Consider the following 20,847-nt stretch of genomic DNA (forward strand, 5'->3'; position numbering starts at 1 on the left):
CAACTGCATTGCCTGAGAACGGAGCGCGCCGATGACTTCTTCTTTCCGTCAACTGTCCAGACTTTCGCTCGCCGCCGGCTTTGCCTTCGGCATCGCCACGGCCGCTTTCGCGGTCGGAGACAACAATGATGACACCAATCCGCCGCCGAAGACCCAGACGACCAAGACCTGCACCGGCGGCAAGGTTTGGGACAAGGCCAAGAAGGAATGTGTCAACCCGAAGAAGAGCAGCTTCAACGACGACGATCTCTACAAATTCGCCCGCGAGTTTGCCTATGCCGGCCAGTATGACAATGCCATCACCGTGCTCAATCTTGCCCGCAACCAGAACGACCCGCGCATCCTGAACTATCTCGGCTACGCCAACCGCAAGGCCGGCCGCATGGAGCTCGGCATGTCCTACTACCGCAAAGCGCTGCAGGCGGATGAGAACTACATCCTCGCCCGCTCCTACATGGGTATGGCGCTGGTGGAACAGGGAGACATCCAGGGCGCCCGCGTCCAGCTTGTCGAAATCCGTGATCGCGGCGGCGAAGGCACCTGGGCCTATCGCGCTCTGCTGCAAAGCTTGAACGGCTACAAGACATATTGACGCAAGCTTTGCGGGCCACAATACGAAAATCCCTTGGGAAAGAGGGATGAAGACGACCGGATGCTTGCGAAGTGCAGGAGACTTGTTTCATAAAGCACATGTATCGCCGGCGCCAACCATGTCGGCTTCGCGCCGAGGGCGAACCCTTCGTCCGCGAAACCATTGTGAATGTTTCTTGGATAGACAATGCGTCAGCCCGCAACGACCATCGATCTCCGGCGTGATCTCGTCGGCCTCCTGCCCCGCCTTCGCCGCTTCGCGATCACGCTCGCGGGTGAGGTTGCTGTGGCCGATGAACTCGTTCAGGCCGTCTGTCAGCGCGCCATCGCCAAGGGTCATCAATGGAGCGGCGAGGGCCGGCTGGAAAGCTGGATCTACACGCTTGCCCGCCAGCAATGGACCGACGACAACCGCAAGCGCAAGCCGAAGGCTTCCGTCCGCGGCAACGTCACCGATATCCGCGAGGCCGCGCGCGAACGTTCGGCAGCGGTCGATCCCGACACCATCCATCACATGATTTCCGATATGCCGGATGGCGTTTCCAGCATGTTTCTGCTTGTCGACGTCGAAGGCCACAGCTATCAGCAGGCGGCCGATATCATGGGCACTCCGGTGGCAAACGTCGTCTCGCAGCTCGCCACCGCAAGACTGCAATTCGCCGGGCTTGCCGGCACCCACCCGATCCACAGGTTCTGAATTTGCTCGATCTTAGGAAATTGCCGCTCGAAGCCCAGCTCACCGCCCTTCTCGACGGCGAAGTCTCGCCCGAACAGCGGCACGAACTGGAGCAGCGTCTGGCAAGCGACGAGAATGCGCGCCGGCTGCATGAGCAGTTGCGCCACGGGGCTGATTTCGGCCGCCGCCGCCTGGACGATATCCTGAAGGAGCCGGTGCCGCTCGCCCTCGTCCGTTCCATCAAGAGCACGCAACTGCCGAAAACGTCGATCGCCCAGCGCGCTACGCGCCCGCAAGTGAAATTGGCGCCGAGCGGCCCGCAGGCGCTGGCCGCTGCCCTCATTCTCTTTGCCGTCGGTTGCGGTATCGGCTATTTCGTCGGCACCGCCCCGGATGCCGACGAAATTGCCACCACGGCCACCACCAATACGGCTCCGACCAATACCAACGACTGGCTCGGCGACGTCACCGCCTATCAGCGCCTGCTGATCCGCCAGCCCCGTCATCTCGTCGAAGTGCCTGCTTCGCAGGCCGAGGAAATCTCCAGCTGGCTGACGACCGCGATCGGCGTGCCTTTCCGCGTGCCGGATCTGAGCGCCGAAGCCTGGACCTTCCAGGGCGCGCGGGTCATCCTCGGCGACAGCCGCCCTGTCGGGCAGCTCGTCTATTCGAATACCGATGGCGACATCATCTCCATTTGCTTCCGCAAGGACGCGCAGCCGCCTGAGACCGACGACTTCAAGGAAACGATCAAGGACGAGATCGGCCTCGTGACCTGGCACAATGCCGGCACCTCCTACGTGCTCGCCGGCCCCTCGGCCGAAGCAACGCTCGGCCAGCTTGCCATCAAGATCGCCACCGCGATCTGATTGCCGGAGCATGATGACGAGCGGTTTCGCACGGCGTCGTGTTTGTCTTCTTTGATTTAAGGCATCAGCACCACCTTGCCGACCGCCCTCCGCTCCTCGATGGCGCGATGCGCTTCCGGCGCTTGATGCAGTGGGAAACGACCGCCGTCGATAACCGTCAGGGCACCCGCCGCGGCAAGCTCGAAGAGCGCGGCAAGATCCTCCTGCGCACCCTGAGGCGTCAGTAGCGGCAATAACGAAAATCCCTTGATTGACTGATTGTCATCGAGCATGTGCTCGACATCGGCCGCCTCAAGCCCAAACCGCCCCATCGCCGCCAGCACCAGTTCGCCGCAAGGCGCCAGCGCATCGAGCGCCGCCCTTGAAAACGCGCCGCCAACGGTCTCATAGATGATATCCGCGCCGAGCCCACCGTTCAGTCTCTTGACGTCCTCCTGCCAGCCGGGCGCAGTATAATCGGCCGCATGATCGGCACCAAGAGATAGGGAAAGCGCCCTCTTCTCGTCACTGCTCGCCGCTGCGATCACCATCTTCGCCCCGTCGCGCCTTGCAAGCTGCAGCAGCAGCGAACCGACACCGCCGGCTGCCGCATTGACGAGAACGATTTTGCCTTTCACTGGACTGCGGCGTAGAAGGTGCAGCGCCGTCAACCCCTGCACCATCAGCGCGGCAGCCACCTCGAAGGAGACCGCATCCGGCAGCGGCACTACCGCCCCGCCATCGACTGCGACGAACTCGGCATAGCCGCCTGAACCGCGCCCGATCGCGAAGAGAGGAACAGCAACCCGCTTGCCAATGAGCAAGTGGTCGGCACCAGGTCCTGCTCGCTCGATTATACCCGCGACCTCGACACCGGGAAACATCGGCAGGTCGGGCGTCACGGCATAGCGGTCAGCCCGCATCAACACCTCGAAGAAGTTGACACCCGCCGCATGGACGCGGACGAGAACCTCGCTCAGGCCCGGCTCGGGAACCGGCAGTTCCACGAGCTCGAGGACATCGGGCGGACCGAAGCGAGTGAATTGAACGGCTTTCATGGCAAATGAACCTCACGTCTGATTGGCGTGAGGCAGGTTTAGCAATAGGATATCCGGCAAAAATACACACTCTTTCGTGCCATACCCACCAGGAGGTGACCATGGCTGAGCCGATGAAAAGACTCCCCGAGCTGCCGGTCGAGCGCGCGCTGAAGGTGATCTCCGGACGCTGGAAGCCCGTCATCCTCTATTACGTCTTCTCCGGCCCGAAGCGTCTTTCGGAGCTGAAGCGGATGATGCCCGCCATTACTCAGAAGGTGCTGATCCAGCAGCTGCGCGAGATGGAGGAGCACGGGCTGGTCGCCCGCCAGATCTTCGCCGAAGTCCCCGCCCGCGTCGAATACAGCGCGACCGAACTTGGTCTCGGTCTCGAACCGGTGTTGCTGGCGCTCTGCCAATGGGGCCAGCGCCACGCCGAAGCACGCAACGAAGCCGACGAGATCACCGACTGCATCGTCAGGCCGCGCCGCGTTACAGCGCCGCACGTCTTTTCAGACGCGCATAGGGCGCTGTAACACTTTGAATTGCTGCATAATTTTATCCTTAAATCGATTCCGATTTGAGGAATTATGCAGTAGTGCGATCACGGCCTGAGAACTTCCCAAATCAAGCCTTGCCAGCCTTGACCTCGAGCACGCGGTTGGCGGCCGAGACGATCGCTTCCAGCGACGCCGCGACGATGTTGGTATTGATGCCGGCGCCGAAGAGTTTGCCGCCGGGATAGGAAGTCTCGACATAGGAGATCGCCGCTGCGTTCGAGCCATGCTGGAGCGAGTGCTCGGAATAGTCCTCAACCGACATCTCGATGCCGAGATAATGCGACAGCGCGTTGATGAAGCCGTCGATCGGACCGTTGCCGCGCCCTTCGATGCGCTTGATCTCCCCATTGTCGGTGATCTCGGCTGCGACGATCCGCTGGCCCTTGTGCTCGGTGTCGGGATAGGTGTGATGGTCGACGAAGCGCAGGCGCCCTTCCGGCTGCGTCACGTAGCGCTCGATGAAGCGGTCGTAGATGCGCCGGGACGGAAGCTCTTTGCCCTCTACGTCGGTGATGCGCTGGATATCCTCGCGGAATTCCACCTGCAGGTTACGCGGCAGGTTCAGCCCGTAATCCTGCTGCAAGATATAGGCGATGCCGCCCTTGCCGGACTGCGAATTGATACGGATGATCGCCTCGTAGGAACGACCGACATCACGCGGATCGATCGGCAGGTACGGGACCTCCCACACGGGATGGTTGGCGACCTGTGCTGCCTTCATGCCCTTGTTGATCGCATCCTGATGCGAGCCGGAAAACGCCGTATAGACCAGCTCGCCGACATAGGGATGACGCTCGCCGATCGCCATCTGGTTCGAATATTCGAACACTTCCTTGATGCGTTCGATATTCGAGCAGTCGATCTCGGGATCGACGCCTTGCGTGAACATGTTCAGCGCCATCGTCACCATGTCGACATTGCCGGTACGCTCGCCATTGCCGAACAGCGTGCCTTCGACGCGGTCGGCACCTGCCAGCAGTGCCAGTTCGGCGGCGGCAATGCCGGTGCCGCGGTCATTATGCGGATGCAGGGAAACGATCAGGTTCTCGCGATTGTCGAGGTTGCGGCACATCCATTCGATCTGGTCGGCATAGACGTTCGGAGTCGCCATCTCGACGGTAGACGGCAGGTTGATGATCAGCTTATTGTCGGGCGTCGGCTTGACGACCTCGATGACCGCGTTGCAGATCTCCAGCGCCACATCGAGTTCGGTGCCGGTAAAGCTCTCCGGGGAATATTCGAAACGGTAACCGCCGCCGGCCTTGGTGGCCATATCGGTGATCATCTTGGCGGCATCGACGGCGATCTGCTTGATGCCCTGCACATCCTTGGCGAAGACGACGCGGCGCTGCAACTCGCTGGTGGAGTTGTAGAAATGCACGATAGGCCGGTTTGCGCCTTCCAGCGCTTCGAAGGTGCGGGTGATGAGTTCCGGGCGGCACTGCACCAATACCTGCAGGGAGACGTCGTCGGGCACACTGCCCTCCTCCACGCACCAACGGGCAAAGTCGAAATCGGTCTGCGAAGCCGAGGGGAAACCGATCTCGATTTCCTTGAAGCCCATCTCGATCAACAGCTGGAACATCCGCGCCTTGCGATCGTGGCCCATCGGGTCGACAAGCGCCTGGTTGCCGTCGCGCAGGTCGACCGAGCACCAGACCGGCGCCTTGGTAATGGTCTTCGTCGGCCATGTGCGGTCGGGAATGTTCACCTGCGGATAGGCCCGGTATTTTGCCGCGGCATCGGGCATGCCTTTTGCGGGGGCCGTCTTGTTAGTGGGGGCCATCTTATTCTCGGAGGCCATCTTATTTTGGGAGGCCACCTTATTTTGGGAGGATTGCGTCTTCGCGTCCATCGTATCGTCTCCTCGTCCCGGCATTTGCCCGCTCTTAGCCGATCACGTCGGGCTTGGCGATAAACAAATGCGGACCTTGTCGGTCGTTAGGTCAATTTTGAAAGTGAGTCGCGAGGAGCGATGGCCGGGCGGGCTTACGGCCGCCGGGCGCTCCTCAAAGGACCCGGCAACCGCGCGTAAGGCCGAGGAGAAGAAGCGAGGTCAGGGCGCGCGTATTGTCACGCAGGGCGATGCGGCCGCGTGCAATCGTGTCAGAAATTCTGGCGCCAGTGGTCTTCATGACCGCGCTTATAGCCTCGGACGGTAAAGCTGGCAAGTCCTTGTCCGGCTTTTGGCCGCCGCCAACATTCGACCAACGGCGCAGCTACTGCCGGCGGAGCTGCTTGAAAGCGCCAGGATCCGGCATTTGAAGAGCAGAACGACCTTCCGTTACTCCGACTGAGCTCGGTCTTTCCAAATCTTCACCAGCCGCGACAGCGCCAGCATCAGCCCACCCGCGATCAGGCCCCAGAAGGCGCCGGAAATGCCGCCGAAGGAAACGCCGGAGGCGGTGACGAGGAAGGTGATTGCCGCCGCCTCGCGCGAGTCCGGCGCCTGGAAGGCCGACATCGCCGAGGAAGAGAAGGCTCCAATCAGCGCCAGCCCCGCTACCGCCTCGATCAGGATCGAAGGCGCGAGTGCGACGAAGGCCGTCACCGCGCCTGCGAGCAGCCCGAGAATGATATAACCGACGCCGGCGATCAGTGACGCCCAATAGCGCCGCTTCGGATCGGTGTGGGCGTCCTGTCCGGCGCACATCGCCGCGGTGATGGCCGCCAGATTGACCGCGTGGCCACCGAACGGCGCCGACAGCAGCGAAAAGAAGCCGGTGACGGCAAAGAGCGGGCCGGGCTTCGGATCGTAGTGGTTGACCTTCAGCACCGCGATACCCGGAATGTTCTGCGAGGCCATGGTCACGATGAAGAGCGGCAGCGCAATCGAGATGAGGCCGGCAAGATTGAACACCGGCCGGACGATCTCCACCGTCGGCACCAGTGATTGTTCCAGCGAGCCGAGCGCACCGTCTGGGATATCGACGCCGAAGGCGAGCACCAGCACGAAGGCCGCGAGTGCTGCCGGCACCGCCCAAAGCCGCTTGAAGGCGCCGACGACGATCCAGGCAACGACGATCGGCAGACCGAACAGCGGATTGAAGCCGATCGCTTTCACCGGCGCGAAGCAGAGACCGATCAGCACACCGGAAAGCATCGCATTGGCAAGCGGCGCAGGAATCGCGGCAACCGCCCGGCCGAGCGGCTTGAACAGTCCCGCAACGATGATCAGCGCAGCGCAGACCAGGAAGGCCCCGACCGCCGCATTGAAGCCGCCATCGATCGCCCCGGTGCTTGCCAGCAGTGCGGCACCCGGTGTCGACCAGGCGATGCTGATCGGCAATCGGGTCACGGCACTCAGCACGATCGCGCAGACGCCCATGGAAATCGACAATGCCATCAGCCCGGATGCCGCCTGAGCATCCGTCGCGCCGACCGCCTCAAGCCCGTGCAGCACGACGGCGAAGGAACTGGCGGAGCCGACGAAGGCGGTCAGCAGCCCCATGAACAGAGCTTGGACGGAAAAATCTTTGAGCATGGCGGGACTCGAGCTGCGCGAATGGCGCATGGAGCATGATGGTTGCCGCAGGCGCAAGTCCGGATTCGGTGCTTTCCGTTCAGACCTTGCCGCCAGGAGATCATCTCCGTTCAAGCACTAGAGCCTTTCCTGGTCAGATTGCAGCATTCTGCCGGAGCAGGGTTTCGTCAGGGCAGAGGCGATTGGCGACGGGCATACCCCAAGGTACGTCCGAGCCGATCGCCTTTGATCCTGGCGGAAAGATGCCCGGCCCTTCGGGTTGGCTGAAACGGGCCGCCTGCTCGACCGGCCGGCTTGGCCGTAGAAATGGGCTACGACGCGCGCCGGCCGGTCGACCATCCGACTCCGTTTGAGCCAACAGAATGCTGCAATTTGACCAGGAAAGGCTCTGGCCGAAAACAGAACGCCCTCACCTGCGATCGGCAGGCAAGGGCGGGTTCTTGGCAGCTTGGCTGAGAAAACTTAGATATCGGCCTGCGACGTCACGATCCGTGAAACGAGGCCATACTCCTTCGCCTCTTCGGCCGAAAGCCAGTAGTCGCGATCCGTATCCTTGTCGATCTTGTCGAGCGGCTGGCCGGTGGCCGCTGCCATGATCCTGTTCAGGCGCTCGTTCATCTTGATGATCTCGCGCGCCTGGATTTCGATGTCGGATGCCATGCCGCGCGTGCCGCCGGAGGGCTGATGCAGCAGGAAGCGCGTGTTCGGCAGGCACAGGCGCCGCTCCTTCGGAGTGGCGACATAGATCAGTGCGCCGGCAGAGGCGACCCAACCGGTGCCGATCATCCAGACCTTCGGCTTGATGAACTTGATCATGTCATGAATGGAATCGCCGGATTCGACGTGGCCGCCGGGCGAATTGACATAGATGCGGATGTCCTCGTCGCTGGCCGCGGCAAGCGCCACAAGTTGCGAGCAGACTTTCTGCGCCAATTCCTGATTGATCGGTCCGTAGATGAAGATCGAACGCGACTTGAAAAGATTCGCCTCCGTTTCCTTACCGAGCGGCAGTTCCTTCGTCTTGTCGTCCTGGTCTTCGTCGTTCATTCGAACCTCTTGGAGATGAATTCGGGTTCCTCGCACATAGTGCGACTCAATGCCTAAAACAATGCGGGAAAAACACAAGGCACCGAAGCGATGGAGATATCCTTAAGAAGCCGCGCGCCGTTCTGCAAGCCTTACTGAATTGTAACGACGAAAGGCTTTGAAAAGCCTAAATCGGTTCCTACCTCAGCCCTCACGCGGCAAACGCCGCCAGCGCATCACCCCGACAATCGGAAGCGATTGTCGGGGTGATGCGCAGTTTTAAATTGATAGAGCGTCCTTAGCGCGTCCTGTCGGACGCGCGGCGCCCTAGATCATTAGGAGGCAGGACAATGTCACCCGAAGAACGCCAGTTGCTGACCGCCCTCTTCGACCGCGTACGCACCGCCGCGGCCACACCGCGCGACCGCGACGCCGAGGCCCTGATCGACCAGGCGACGCGCGAACAGCCCTCCGCCACCTACTATCTGGCCCAGGCCGTCATCGTTCAGGAAAAGGGGCTGGAGGCGGCCGCCAACCACATCAAGGAACTCGAAGAGCGTGTCCGCCAGCTGGAAGCCGGCGAGAGCGAACACCGCCAGGCCGAGCAGGGCGGCGGCTTTCTGAGCTCGATCTTCGGCAACACCCAGACGCAGCAACCGGCGCCTGTCCCCTCCAATCCTGGCCCTTCCAATCCCGGTCCCTGGGGCCAGCAGTCCCGCGGCTATGACGATTCCCGCGGCTACGACCGCGATGTCCGCCAGCCGCCGCAACAGCCGACCGGCCCCTGGACCCAGCAGGCCGCTGCGCCGTCTGCCGGCGGCAGCTTCCTGCATGGCGCGCTCGGCACGGCGGCGGGTGTCGCCGGCGGCATGCTGCTTGCCAACTCGCTGAGCGGCATCTTCGGCAACCACATGTCCTCGCTCGGCTGGGGCTCGCCCTTCGGCACCAATCCCTTCGGCAATGCCAGCGCGCCGACCGAAGAAACCGTCATCAACAATTATTACGGCAATGACGACACCCGCCAGGCCGCTGATACCGCGTCAGACGACAAGGACAACGACAATATCCAGCAGGCTGATTACGACGACAGCAACGATGATTCCGACGACTCGTCCGGTGACGACGTCACGGATGTGTGAGATCTAGCGGCCGGAGACGGGCAGCGATTGCCGCGCCGTTGCCCGGCCCTTCGCCGCTGCAATCGATTCACTGGATCGATTGCTCGGGCTGCGCTCGACCGCGGCTCACCCACGGCCGCGATAGGTGGCAACGCCCTGTTCCGGCAGCCACACGCCTTCCGGCGGCTTGCCCGTCTGCCAGAAGACGTCAATCGGAATGCCGCCGCGCGGATACCAGTAGGCACCGATCCTGAGCCACCGGGGATCGAGCAGTTCGACGATGCGCTTGGCGATGTAGACCGAGCAATCCTCGTGGAAAGCGCCGTGATTGCGGAAGGAATGCAGGAAGAGCTTTAGCGACTTCGATTCCACCAGCCATTCGCCCGGAATGTAATCGATGACGATATGGGCAAAATCCGGCTGCCCGGTCATCGGGCAGAGCGAGGTGAATTCCGGCGCAGTGAAGCGCACGACATAGTCGATGCCCGCATGGTTGGACGGCACTTTTTCAAGCACCGCCTCCTCAGGCGATTGCGCGGTTTCGGTTTGCTGGCCCAGCATCGACAGGCTGGAAACATCTGTATTCGGCATCATGCCTCCTTGACGACTTTGACGCGGATGCCGTGAGCCTTTTCGCCCTCCGGCTCCACATGAATTGCGATGGTGGCGCCCTCGTGCACCGCCCTGACGGCATCCTCAAGGCGGTCGCATATATCATGCGCCTGCCGCACCGACATCCCGCCGGGCACCACCATGTGAAAATCGATGAAGGTGACTTTACCAGCGCGGCGCGTTTTCAGATCGTGCACGCCGATTGAGCCTTCGGCGTGGGTAGCGATCGCCTGCTTGATCGCCTCCTCCTCCTGCGGCTCGACCGCCTGGTCCATCAGCCCGCCGATCGATTGCGAGATCACCCTCCAGCCCTGATAGAGGATGTTGACAGCAACCAGAATGGCAAGCACTGGGTCGAAGATCGCATAACCCGTTGCCAGCGCCAGCAGCAGGCCGACGAGCACACCGACGGAGGTCACGACGTCGGACATGATATGTTGGCCATCCGCCGTCAGCGCTGCCGAGCGATGTCTGCGTCCAGTCCGGATCAGCAACCGCGCCCAGACCGCATTGATGACACCGGCCGCGAAGTTGATCGCAAGGCCGAGCACGGGTGCATCCAGCATGCGCGGCTCGGCCAGATAACCAACCGCCTCGTTGACGATCAGTAGGGCAGCGACGACGATCAGCACGCCCTCGGTGACCGCAGACAGATATTCCGCCTTATGATGGCCGAAGGGATGGTCGTGATCGGCCGGCTTCTGCGCATAGCGAATGACGAAGAAGGCGATGAAGGCGGCAACGACATTGACCGATGATTCGAGCCCGTCCGACAGCAGCGCCACCGATCCGGTGACCCACCAGGCCACCATCTTCAGTCCCATGACTCCGAGCGACAGCGGGATGCCCCACATCGCCAGCTTCCGAACCGTAAGATCGCCGTTATCACTCATATCGTCCCCCTGCGGTTGCGAATGAATTGCAGAATTCAAGCCGTTGAAACGCAAAACCGCCCACGCGAATGTCGCGCAGGCGGTTCAGTTCAGGGTGATATGGGGGAAGACGGCGGATTTGTCAAAGGGCAATAAAGTTCCCCTTCCGCATGGCTCAAGGAGCAGGCTCGGAGAGAATAGTCTGCGGCCAGCGCAAGAGCGCGGCCTGCCCTGCAGGCGTCAGGGCGTAGACGCCCTTCTCCCTCCGTTCGAACCATCCGTAGACGTTGTCGAGCAGGATTCGGCCGGCATTGGGGACCTGAACCTTCATATCCCGCGGCCGCTCGACCCCCCGCTCGATTGCGGCGGCGCAGAGCAGCACCTGCTGGCGATAGGCGGTCATGATCGGCGCCCGCGTGCTGCCGCCGATGGCGGGATCGCCACGGCGGCGCTGATGCTCCTTGACGAGGCGCGTCCGCCGCTTGGGATTGGTGCGCGGCATCGGTGAGACGGAACTGACGATGATGCTGACCTCGCCGGCATCGGAGACGCCGAGCATGCCGATGCCGAGCCTGCGGCAGAGATCGCGATAGCGGTTGTCGGTTTCCCGCCCCCGACCCTTGGCGGAGACGCGGGCCGCGATCCAGACCTCATCGCTCATCGCCGCGCGGTCGACCGCCTGGAGAAGCAGTTCGAGGTTGAAGGAGAGCTTGAGTTCGCAGACCACCACGACCGGCGGATCAGCATCGCTGAGGCCTACGAGATCGCACCCGCCGACCTCACCCTTCACGACATAACCGGCCGCCTCCAGGAAAGCTTTGACCGGCAGGTAGAGCGATGTCTCCATATTGAAAACGGCGTCTCAGGCAGCGTTGAGATCGGCAATCTCGCCATATCGTGCAAGCAATCGCGGCGACGACATGTCGCCGGTTTCCTCGTCGACGATCACGGCATAGGCCGCTACGCCGACGAAACGCTCAGCCATCGCCGAAGCGATCTTTTCCGCGCTGACGGAGTTCGATGCCTGGCGCATTTCGCCGGGCACGAGATTGCCGCGGTTCTTGCGATACGGAAGAACGATGAACTTTTCAGCATTGGCCACGTCGAATATCCCGATTGATCGTTCCTGAAATGTTCTGATTTGCCGGAAGAAGTCAAGCCGCGGCCCAACGACCTGATGACTGGCCCTTCCAACAGCAGGAAGGGCCAGGCTAAATTGCGCTCAGGCAGCCTTCGTCTTCACCTTGCGCGCCAGATGCGCCACGACATTTTCGATCATCCGCATCCCGGCATCGCCACCGAGCGTCATGATGGATTCCGGATGGAACTGCACCGCGGCGATCGGTTCCTTCGCGTGTTCGATGCCCATGATCGTGCCGTCGTCGCTTTCCGCCGTGATGATGAACTCGCGCGGCAGCGTCGAAGGATCGGCGAAGATCGAGTGGTAGCGGCCGACCGTCACCTCCTTGGCAAGGCCGGAGAAGACGATGCCGGGCTCCAGCACGCGGATGCGCGAGGGCTTGCCGTGCATCGGCACCGCCAGATGACGCAACTCCCCGCCATAGGCTTCGGCGAGCGCCTGCAGGCCGAGGCAGACGCCGAAGATCGGCAGGTTGCGCGCCCGCGCCTTCTTGATCGTCGCCTTGCAATCGAAATCCTTGGGCGTTCCGGGTCCCGGCGACAGCACAACGAGGTCCGGGTTCAGCCTGTCGAAGATTTCCTCCGGCACCGGCGTGCGCACGGTCGAAACCGTCGCCCCCGTCTGGCGGAAATAATTGGCGAGCGTGTGGACGAAGCTGTCCTCGTGATCGACGAGCAGGATGCTGACGCCCTTGCCGACGCCTGCGACGTCGCGCTGAACCCTGCCGGAATTACCCGTCTTGGCGTCTCGGATGGCGGAAAGCATGGCAGAGGCCTTCAGTTCTGTTTCGGCTTCTTCTTCGTCAGGAATGGAATCGTTGAGCAGCGTCGCACCGGCGCGCACCTCGGCGATACCATCCTTGATGCGCACGGTGCGCAGCGTCAGGCCGGTGTTCATATCGCCATTGAAGCCGACCATGCCGATCGCCCCACCATACCAGGCGCGTGGGCTCTTTTCATGGCTCTCGATGAAGCGCATCGCCCAGAGCTTCGGGGCGCCGGTGACGGTGACGGCCCAGGCGTGGCTGAGGAAACCGTCGAAGGCGTCCATGTCGTCGCGCAGCCGCCCTTCGATATGGTCGACCGTGTGGATGAGGCGCGAATACATCTCGATCTGCCGGCGGCCGATCACCTTGACCGAACCCGGCTCGCAGACACGGCTTTTGTCGTTGCGGTCGACATCCGAGCACATGGTGAGCTCGGACTCGTCCTTCTTGGAATTCAGCAGCTTCAGGATCTGCTCGCTGTCGGCGATCGGGTCGTCGCCGCGCTTGATCGTGCCCGAAATCGGGCAGGTCTCGATGCGACGGCCGGAAACGCGCACGAACATTTCGGGCGAGGCGCCGACCAGATATTCCTGATGGCCGAGATTGATGAAGAAGGAATAGGGTGACGGATTGATCGCCTTCAGCCGCTTTGAAATGTCGGACGGCTTGCTGTCGCAGCGCTCCATGAATTTCTGCCCGGGCACGACTTCGAAAAGGTCGCCCTTGCGGAAACTTTCCTTCGCCTTGGTGACGAGCTCGGCATATTCGCCCGGTCGGTGATCGCTCTTCGGCGGAATGGCATCCGTGTGTTTGAAGGGCTCCGCGGCGATATCCTGGGCCTTGCTCTCGGTCGACACGCCGCCTTTTTCGAAGTCGTAACGGTCGACCCAGGCCTTGGCGGAATAGTTGTCGACGACGAGGATCTCGTCCGGCAGGTAGAGCACCATGTCACGCTGATCGGAGGGCCGCGTCAGCTTCAGATTAATCGCGTCGAACTGGAAGGCGATGTCGTATCCGAAGGCGCCGTAGAACCCGAGGCTTGCATCCGCCTGCGAATAAAACAGGTCGGTGACGGCGCGCAGCACGGTGAAGACCGTCGGCATCTTCGAGCGTTCTTCCTCGGTGAACACCCGGTCCGGCGTCTTGACGGTGAGGTCGAGGCGGCGGGCCGAGGAAGCGCCGAGCACGATGTCGGACACGGTCTTCAGCCGCTCGATCACGAAGCCGAGGATCACCTCGCCGCGTTCATTATAGGCCTCGATCCAGACGTCGCGCCCGAAGGAAGAGATTCCGAGCGGCGGATCGACGACGGCGGTATCCCAGCGCGTATAGCGGCCCGGATATTCGTAGTTCGACGAAAACACCGCGCCGCGGCGCTCGTCGAGCTTGTCGACATAGGAAGAGACCGCATCGCCGTAGGGGATCGCCCGCCGCTGCCGCGTGACCGTAATGCCGCCCTTGGTCTCGTAGATTTCCGCACCATCATCCCGCAGGATCGTTACCATTGTTCCACTCCGTTATCGGGGCCCGGACGACAGGCGGCCATAAAACAAAAAAAGCCGCCTCGAAGTTTCGGGCGGCTCACTCGTCGTCTTTGGACACGATTGGTCGAGGCCGCCTTAGCGAACCCACCACCAAACAGCAATGTTCAAGGACTTGATCATGAAAAATTGTTAGCCTGAGATCAGCAATTGCGCAAGAGGCGAATGCGGAATGAAAAGGGCGGCCCGAAAGCCGCCCCTCCCTCAGCCATGAAGGCGTGATCGCGATCAGAAAGTCTTGGTCAGCGAGATCTTGAAGGTGCGGCCGGGCTCGGAATACCAATCGCGCGGCTGCGACGCCGTCGAGATCAGGTTAACATCGCGCACGGCGAGCGCGTTGAAATATTCCTGGTCGAAGATGTTATAGACACCTGCCTGCACGCGCAGGCCCGGCACCTGGTCCGGCGTCCACCAGCCGGTCAGGTCGACGATCGCGTAGCCGGGCGCATCGAAGGTCGTGTCGGTGGTGTTGGTGACGGGCGTATTGAGATGATCGGTAAGCATGCCCGCCGAAAGCGTCGAAGAAAGATCGAAGCCGAAAGTCTCGTTGCTCCAGCCGCCGCCGACGATCGCCTTGAACGGTGCCACCGATCGCAGGCGCTGGGCGGTATCCTCGTTCCTGCCATAGGCATAGGCAAGTGACGCATGCAGATTTATACCGTTGTTGAATGTCTTGGCGGCGCTGGCTTCAATACCCGAGATCGTGGCCGCAGACACGTTCGTGTAGTTAAATTCCGTAAAGCCGGTCGCGTCGACGCTCGTCACCGTCTCGATAAAATTCTGGTAGCGGGTGTGGAAGGCCGCAACCCGACCGGTAAAATCGCCCGTGTCAAAATTAGCGCCGATTTCGACGCCGCGGCCGATTTCAGGCTCCAGATCGGGATTGCCGAGCTGAGCGTAGCGGCCCGTAGGGTTGTAGAAGCGGCTGTAGAGTTCGTCCACAGTGGGTGCGCGGAAGCCGACTGCCAGCTGCATGTAGAGCTGCACTTCGGGCGTCAACTCGTATGTCGCAAGAATCTTCGGTGACAGGCCGACTTCCGTTCGGTCGTTCAGATCCCCGAAACGGGTAAGCCCGGTATTGCTTGCGAAACTCCCGCCGGTCGAGGGATTGTAGTTGAACCAGTCAAAGCGAAAGCCGGGTGTCAGCGCGAAGCCGGTATTGCCGATTTCGATCTTGTCTTCGACAACAAGCCCAAGATTCTGGCTGTCGACATTGGGCACTTCCGCCTGATTGTTCAGCGACGGGCAGGTCGTCGGTGTGGGGCAAAGGGCCCAGCTATACTGGCTCCAGCTGGAAACGCCGACGTCGAGGCCAACACGAACGGAGTGGCTGAGACCGGAATATTCGAAATCCTTCGTCGCAGTGCCGCTGAAGCCCCAGGTTTCGTTTTCAATCTCGTTGTTACGGCCATAGGCCACATTCGCCGCGGTACGCCCCTTACTGCCGGATTCCTTCTTCAAGTCCTGCCAATAGAGCGTGGCGCGCGCACTGCTGAAGAACGCATCGGAAGACTGCGCTTCATAATCATAATCGAGCGAGACACGATCACGATCACGCAGTTCGCGACCGTCGTAATTGTCGATCATATAAGTGCGTCCGGTACCTTGCTGTTCACGCAGATCAGTCTGCAGGTCACGACGGAAACGCTCAGCAGTCAGACCGATGCGGTGGCCACCCTCCAGCTCCTGACGCAGCTTGAAGAGCAGATTATGCTGATCGAAATCAGCCGGATCCGCCTCGGTGCGGAAACGACCATAGCTGTTATTGTCGCCCATGTTGTCTCGTTCGTGCCCCTTCCGATAGCCACCCTGGAACAGGATCGACGTACCGCCGATCTTCTTGGCGGCAGCGGCTGAGCCGGAAATGCTGCGGTCTTCGCTGTCGTAGGTCGACTTGACGATCGCACCCCAGTCGCGGCCTTCAGGAATGAGATCCTCCGGCTCCAGCGTATTGAGAACGATGGCGCCGCCGAGCATGCCGGAACCACCCTTGCTCGAATCCGCGCCGCGCACGATATCGAGCGACGACAGCGAATCGAAATCGAACGTATCGCCACCGCCATTGGCATTGCTGAGGGCGAAAGCGCCCTGGCGCGAGCTGTTCGAAATATAGGGAATTGGAATGCCGTCGACGGTGGTCAGGATGCGAGCGCCCGAAAGGCCGCGCAGGTTGAAGCCTGCGTCACCACGCGAATAATTCACGCCTGCATCGACGCTGCGGCCGATATCGTCAAAATTGGTCACCTGCTTTTCTTCGAGCTGCTTGGCAGTGATCTCGGTGGCCAGCGGCGTGTCGGCGACGCTGCCCGGCGCCACGCGCTTGCCCTTGACGACGATTTTCTGCAGGACAGTGCTATCCTCTGCGGTGGCTTGCGGCGTGGTGGCCGGAGCGCTTTGCGCGAAAGACTGCGAAACAGGAAGAATAACTGTGGCTGCCGTGCAGACCAATAGAACCGAGCGCCAATGCCGGACGATCATAACCTACCCTCTAATGATGATTACCGGGCTGGCTGGTCGTGGCGCGTCGAACGCTCGAGGGGCTGGCTAGGCTTTTGCGGATGAAGACGAAGAAGAACTTCGCCTTCTTTTCGCCGCATAAAAAACATGAGAAGTATTGTCAACATAAGTCATCGTTTTATGTTGAATTTACCTGTCAAGTTTTAGCGATCTTCAACGACGTTGCACAATTGCAACGAAAACCGCCCTCATGCGTTGTCTTTGGCCACGGATACGAGGAATCGGACGCGTTGAGAAAACTTTCGACATTGGCGATTCTTTTCGCCGCTACCGCCTTTCTTGCCGGCGCCCGCCTGCCCCCGCAAGGCCCGCTGCCCGAACCTCGGCCAGATGCCGGCCAGGCGACCAGCCCCACCTCCCCTTCCTCGGAAAAGCCGGAACCGCCCGCGCCTGAAGAGGTCCCGGCCCCGCAGCCGAAACCCGATGTGAAGGGTCCGGAGGAACCGGCATCGAGCCAGCCGCCAGCACCGCAGGCCGCACCGTCAAAGCCCGGGCCGGCAGAGCCGATGCAAGGTCCGCCACGGCCGCCGGGCAGCCCCGAAAGCTCGCAGCCGCCGGAAGAAGCTAAGCCACCCGGCGAGCAGACACTTGAAGAGCAAAACCTGACGATCAAACCCGAAAGCGATGCCGAGCATGCCGAATGCACGGCCGCCCTTCAATCCCTGGGCGTCGTCTTCAAGGACACGCCGCGCATCGACGACGGTAACGGCTGCGGCATCGACAAGCCGATCATCGTCTCCGAAGCCCTGCCCGGCATCAAACTGAAGCCGGAGGCGACGATCCGCTGCCCGGCGGCACTCGCCCTTGCCCGCTGGATGAAGGACAGCGTCATCCCGGCGGCTTCCGCCGCCCTGCCGGAGCAGGGCCGCATCACCACCGTCAACCAGGCAACGTCCTATATGTGCCGCCTGCGCAACGGCGCCGGAACCGGCAAGATCTCCGAGCATGCCCGCGGCAACGCCATCGATATTGCCAGCTTTCATTTCGAAAAGGGTGAGGATGTCGCCGTCCGCTCCCGCCGCGAGGATTCGACCCTCACCGGCGCCTTCCAGCGTACCGTCAGCGCCGCCGGCTGCCTCTACTTCACCACCGTCCTCGACCCCGAAAGCGACGCCGCCCACGAAACCCATTTCCATCTCGACGTCATCGAGAGGAAGGGCGGTTATCGGTATTGTCACTAATCATTTCAAGGATTTGCAATTCCCGCTTGAATCAGACTGTCCAGTCACTAAACTTCGACATGAAGAACCGACGGAGCCTATCTCATGACCGTATTGAGCTTCCAGATGAAGGATTCCACGGTTTCCCGTCTGAATAGCCTGGCCGAAAAGCGAAAGCTTTCGCCGGCAGATATCGCAGTGGTGGCGATCGGAGAATTCATCGAGCGGGAAGAACGGCAGCTTTCCGAGATTGAGGCTGCTATTCGCGAAGCCGAACGGAGCGACTGCGCCTCCGATGAAGACGTGGCCGCCGTGCTGTTCAAATATACAGAAATCCCCTCTGAAAAATGACCCTGCGCGCCGATCGTGCAAGCAAGACGTCACCGGATCAGAACAATCCCTCGATATAGCCCTGATCGTTCAAGAAAATCCGTTCCGCCGACGGCGATTTCGGCAGGCCCGGCATCGTCATGATCTCGCCGGTGATGGCGACGACGAAGCCCGCTCCCGCCGAAAGCCGTACCTCGCGCACGGTGACGATGTGGCCTTCCGGCGCGCCGCGCAGGTTCGGATCGGTGGAGAAGGAATATTGCGTCTTCGCCATGCAGATCGGCAGCTTGCCGTAACCTTGCTCCTCCCATGTCTGCAACTGATCGCGCACCGCCTTGTCGGCCGTCACTTCACCGGCATGGTAGATCTTCGAGGCGACGATCTCGATCTTCTCGAACAGCGAAATGTCGTCGCCATAGAGCGGCTGGAATTTCGCCTGCCCGGACTCGGCCAGTTCCACCACCTTGTGCGCCAGTTCCTCGATGCCGGCCGAACCCAGCGCCCAGTGGCGGCAGAGGATCGCCTCGGCGCCAAGCCTTGAGACAAATTCCTTGACCGCCGCGATCTCGGCGTCGGTATCCGAGACGAAATGGTTGATCGCCACGACGACGGGCACGCCGAAACGACGCACATTGGCGACGTGGCGGCCAAGATTGGCGCAGCCCTTCTTCAGCGCCGCGACATCCTCGGTGCCGAGATCCTCCTTCTTCACCCCGCCATTCATCTTCAGCGCCCGGACGGTCGCGACGATGACTGCCGCATCCGGCTTCAGCCCGGCCTTGCGGCACTTGATATCGAAGAATTTTTCCGCTCCGAGATCGGCGCCGAAGCCTGCTTCCGTCACCACATAGTCACCAAGCTTCAGCGCCGTCTTGGTCGCCGTCACCGAATTGCAGCCATGGGCGATATTGGCGAAGGGCCCGCCATGCACGAAGGCCGGATTGTTCTCCAGCGTCTGCACCAGGTTCGGCTGCATCGCATCTTTCAACAGCACCGCCATGGCGCCGTCGGCTTTCAGGTCGCGCGCATGCACTGGTGTCCGGTCGAAACGATAGCCGATGATGATGTCGCCAAGCCGCCGCTCCAGATCCTTGAGGTCGGTGGCGAGGCAGAGGATCGCCATCACCTCGGAGGCGACGGTGATGTCGAACCCGCCCTGGCGCGGGAAACCGTTGGCGACGCCTCCGAGCGAGGAGACCATGCTTCTGAGTGCCCGGTCGTTCATGTCCATGACCCGCCGCCAGGTGATGCGGCGGATGTCGATATTCTCTTCGTTGCCCCAGTAGATGTGGTTGTCGATCATCGCCGCCAGCAGGTTGTGCGCCGAGGTGATCGCATGAAAATCGCCGGTGAAATGCAGGTTGATGTCTTCCATCGGCACGACCTGCGCATAACCGCCGCCGGCCGCCCCGCCCTTGACGCCGAAGCAGGGACCGAGCGAGGCCTCGCGGATGCAGACAACGGCTTTCTTGCCGATCCGGTTCAGCCCATCGCCGAGCCCGACCGTGGTCGTCGTCTTGCCCTCGCCGGCCGGTGTCGGATTGATCGCCGTGACGAGGATCAGCTTGCCGTCCTTCTTGCCCGCCTGCGCGGCGATGAACTCGGCGCTGACCTTCGCCTTGTCGTGACCATAGGGCACGAGCTGCTCGACCGGAATGCCGAGTTTCGCCCCGATTTCGAAGATTGGCTTTTTGGCCGCGGCGCGTGCGATTTCGATATCGGATTTGATGGATGGCATAGATGTTCCCCCGCCCGACCTCCGCGGGCGCGGAGTCGTTATTTTTCTCTTCATCGAGATAGCGAAATATCGACGGGGTGTGAATAGTGCTGCGCCTTGCGGCCGCCACGCTTACAGCGCCGCGCGTCTTTTCAGACGCGCAAAGGACGCTGTAACACTTTCAATCCTCGCATCGACCCGAAAATCGGTTTCGATTTTCGGGTCGATGCGCTAGGCGTTTATGTGGCGGACGACAATTGCGGTTTCACAGGCTGAAAACATGAAATCACTGGAACTCATCATCGAGCGCATCATCCTGTCGAGCCGCTGGATCCTTGTCGTCTTCTATATCGGCCTGGTAGCGGCGCTCGCCGTCTATGCCGTTTCCTTTGCCTACAAGTTCCTGAAGATCGCCTCCGGCGTCTTCGAGCTTGACGAGGCGGAGATGATCCTTGCTATGCTCGGCCTGATCGACGCTGCCCTCGTTGCCAGCCTGATCGTCATGGTGATGATTTCGGGTTACGAGAATTTCGTCAGCCGCTTCGACGAGGCCAGCGAGGCCGACAACGAGGTCTCCTTCCTTGGCAAGCTCGATTCAGGCAGCCTCAAGATCAAGGTCGCCTCCTCGATCGTCGCTATCTCCTCCATCCATCTACTGCAGGTCTTCCTCAATGCCGACAAATATGCGGACGGCAAGATCATGTGGCTGACCCTCATGCACCTCGCCTTCGTCGCCTCCGCCGTCATGCTCGGTTTCCTGGAGAAGCTGATGAGCGTCACGTCGAAAAATGATCTGAAGGATAAGGACTGACAGGCGTCACGAGGCGCCTTCGGAGCTTCAACAAGCAGCA

The 20,847-nt window shown here is 61.3% G+C and carries 19 protein-coding genes; 8 read left to right on the forward strand and 11 right to left on the reverse strand.

The genetic code is table 11. From position 1 onward, the window contains the following. Positions 1 to 31 precede the first annotated feature (31 nt). From RLCC275e_RS15735 to RLCC275e_RS15745, 3 genes are all read left to right on the forward strand, one after another. Entirely contained in the window at positions 32 to 592 is a 561-nt protein-coding gene (locus tag RLCC275e_RS15735; protein ID WP_033180158.1) for a tetratricopeptide repeat protein, read from the forward strand. A 186-nt stretch (positions 593 to 778) separates the two neighbouring features. Further along, a complete protein-coding gene (locus RLCC275e_RS15740; protein ID WP_033180157.1) occupies positions 779 to 1,288 on the forward strand; it encodes an RNA polymerase sigma factor in 510 nt (169 codons plus the stop codon). Positions 1,289 to 1,290: 2 nt separating this feature from the next. Then, a complete protein-coding gene (locus tag RLCC275e_RS15745) occupies positions 1,291 to 2,136 on the forward strand; it encodes an anti-sigma factor family protein (protein WP_033180156.1) in 846 nt (281 codons plus the stop codon). A 56-nt stretch (positions 2,137 to 2,192) separates the two neighbouring features. Here RLCC275e_RS15745 and RLCC275e_RS15750 read toward each other — a convergent pair whose 3' ends face one another. Beyond that, positions 2,193 to 3,173 (reverse strand): quinone oxidoreductase family protein, encoded by a 981-nt coding sequence (locus tag RLCC275e_RS15750; RefSeq protein WP_033180155.1) that lies wholly within the window; start codon positions 3,171 to 3,173, stop codon positions 2,193 to 2,195. Between the two features lie 5 nt (positions 3,174 to 3,178). Between RLCC275e_RS15750 and RLCC275e_RS15755 the strand changes: the two genes are divergently transcribed. Next, on the forward strand, positions 3,179 to 3,688 hold the full coding sequence (locus RLCC275e_RS15755; RefSeq protein WP_171816896.1) for a winged helix-turn-helix transcriptional regulator: 510 nt from the start codon (positions 3,179 to 3,181) through the stop codon (positions 3,686 to 3,688). A 91-nt stretch (positions 3,689 to 3,779) separates the two neighbouring features. On the opposite strand, the gene leuA is transcribed toward RLCC275e_RS15755, so the two are convergent. The 3 genes from leuA to RLCC275e_RS15770 form a co-directional block, all read right to left on the reverse strand. After that, positions 3,780 to 5,567 (reverse strand): 2-isopropylmalate synthase, encoded by a 1,788-nt coding sequence (gene leuA / locus RLCC275e_RS15760; protein WP_406659696.1) that lies wholly within the window; start codon positions 5,565 to 5,567, stop codon positions 3,780 to 3,782. Between the two features lie 429 nt (positions 5,568 to 5,996). After that, positions 5,997 to 7,226, reverse strand: coding sequence for a benzoate/H(+) symporter BenE family transporter (locus tag RLCC275e_RS15765; protein WP_033180153.1), 1,230 nt, complete (start codon positions 7,224 to 7,226; stop codon positions 5,997 to 5,999). 432 nt (positions 7,227 to 7,658) lie between these two features. After that, positions 7,659 to 8,243 carry an ATP-dependent Clp protease proteolytic subunit gene (locus tag RLCC275e_RS15770; RefSeq protein WP_003561390.1) on the reverse strand — a complete coding sequence of 195 codons (585 nt, stop codon included), beginning with the start codon at positions 8,241 to 8,243 and terminating at the stop codon, positions 7,659 to 7,661. A 329-nt stretch (positions 8,244 to 8,572) separates the two neighbouring features. Here RLCC275e_RS15770 and RLCC275e_RS15775 point away from each other — a divergent pair, with 329 nt between their 5' ends. Then, positions 8,573 to 9,361 (forward strand): DUF2076 domain-containing protein, encoded by a 789-nt coding sequence (locus tag RLCC275e_RS15775; RefSeq protein WP_033180152.1) that lies wholly within the window; start codon positions 8,573 to 8,575, stop codon positions 9,359 to 9,361. A gap of 105 nt (positions 9,362 to 9,466) precedes the next feature. Here RLCC275e_RS15775 and queF read toward each other — a convergent pair whose 3' ends face one another. The 6 genes from queF to RLCC275e_RS15805 form a co-directional block, all read right to left on the reverse strand. After that, positions 9,467 to 9,931, reverse strand: coding sequence for a preQ(1) synthase (gene queF, locus RLCC275e_RS15780; RefSeq protein WP_003561392.1), 465 nt, complete (start codon positions 9,929 to 9,931; stop codon positions 9,467 to 9,469). Continuing rightward, a complete protein-coding gene (gene emfA / locus RLCC275e_RS15785) occupies positions 9,931 to 10,845 on the reverse strand; it encodes a CDF family cation efflux transporter EmfA (protein ID WP_033180151.1) in 915 nt (304 codons plus the stop codon). The genes queF and emfA overlap by 1 nt, the downstream gene beginning before the upstream one ends. A 154-nt stretch (positions 10,846 to 10,999) precedes the next feature. After that, complete coding sequence (locus RLCC275e_RS15790; protein ID WP_033180150.1) at positions 11,000 to 11,671, reverse strand: DUF2161 domain-containing phosphodiesterase; 672 nt, start codon at positions 11,669 to 11,671, stop codon at positions 11,000 to 11,002. A gap of 15 nt (positions 11,672 to 11,686) precedes the next feature. Next, positions 11,687 to 11,926 (reverse strand): hypothetical protein, encoded by a 240-nt coding sequence (locus RLCC275e_RS15795; RefSeq protein ID WP_003561395.1) that lies wholly within the window; start codon positions 11,924 to 11,926, stop codon positions 11,687 to 11,689. A gap of 120 nt (positions 11,927 to 12,046) precedes the next feature. Beyond that, a complete protein-coding gene (locus RLCC275e_RS15800) occupies positions 12,047 to 14,236 on the reverse strand; it encodes an anthranilate synthase (protein ID WP_130707834.1) in 2,190 nt (729 codons plus the stop codon). 264 nt (positions 14,237 to 14,500) lie between these two features. Next, on the reverse strand, positions 14,501 to 16,750 hold the full coding sequence (locus tag RLCC275e_RS15805; RefSeq protein WP_033180149.1) for a TonB-dependent hemoglobin/transferrin/lactoferrin family receptor: 2,250 nt from the start codon (positions 16,748 to 16,750) through the stop codon (positions 14,501 to 14,503). A gap of 209 nt (positions 16,751 to 16,959) precedes the next feature. On the opposite strand from RLCC275e_RS15805, the gene RLCC275e_RS15810 reads away from it, so the two are divergent. Further along, the gene (locus RLCC275e_RS15810; protein WP_050516797.1) at positions 16,960 to 17,970 is read left to right on the forward strand and encodes an extensin-like domain-containing protein; all 1,011 of its coding nucleotides are present in this window, start codon (positions 16,960 to 16,962) and stop codon (positions 17,968 to 17,970) included. Between the two features lie 105 nt (positions 17,971 to 18,075). Next, positions 18,076 to 18,300, forward strand: a complete 225-nt coding sequence (locus tag RLCC275e_RS15815) for a CopG family ribbon-helix-helix protein (RefSeq protein ID WP_245485040.1) — start codon at positions 18,076 to 18,078, stop codon at positions 18,298 to 18,300. 37 nt (positions 18,301 to 18,337) lie between these two features. Here RLCC275e_RS15815 and RLCC275e_RS15820 read toward each other — a convergent pair whose 3' ends face one another. Further along, the gene (locus RLCC275e_RS15820) at positions 18,338 to 20,017 is read right to left on the reverse strand and encodes a formate--tetrahydrofolate ligase (protein WP_033180146.1); all 1,680 of its coding nucleotides are present in this window, start codon (positions 20,015 to 20,017) and stop codon (positions 18,338 to 18,340) included. Between the two features lie 259 nt (positions 20,018 to 20,276). On the opposite strand from RLCC275e_RS15820, the gene RLCC275e_RS15825 reads away from it, so the two are divergent. Next, a complete protein-coding gene (locus RLCC275e_RS15825; protein WP_012758496.1) occupies positions 20,277 to 20,807 on the forward strand; it encodes a TIGR00645 family protein in 531 nt (176 codons plus the stop codon). Positions 20,808 to 20,847 lie beyond the last annotated feature (40 nt).

It is taken from the genome of Rhizobium brockwellii (assembly GCF_000769405.2).
Lineage (GTDB): Bacteria > Pseudomonadota > Alphaproteobacteria > Rhizobiales > Rhizobiaceae > Rhizobium > Rhizobium brockwellii.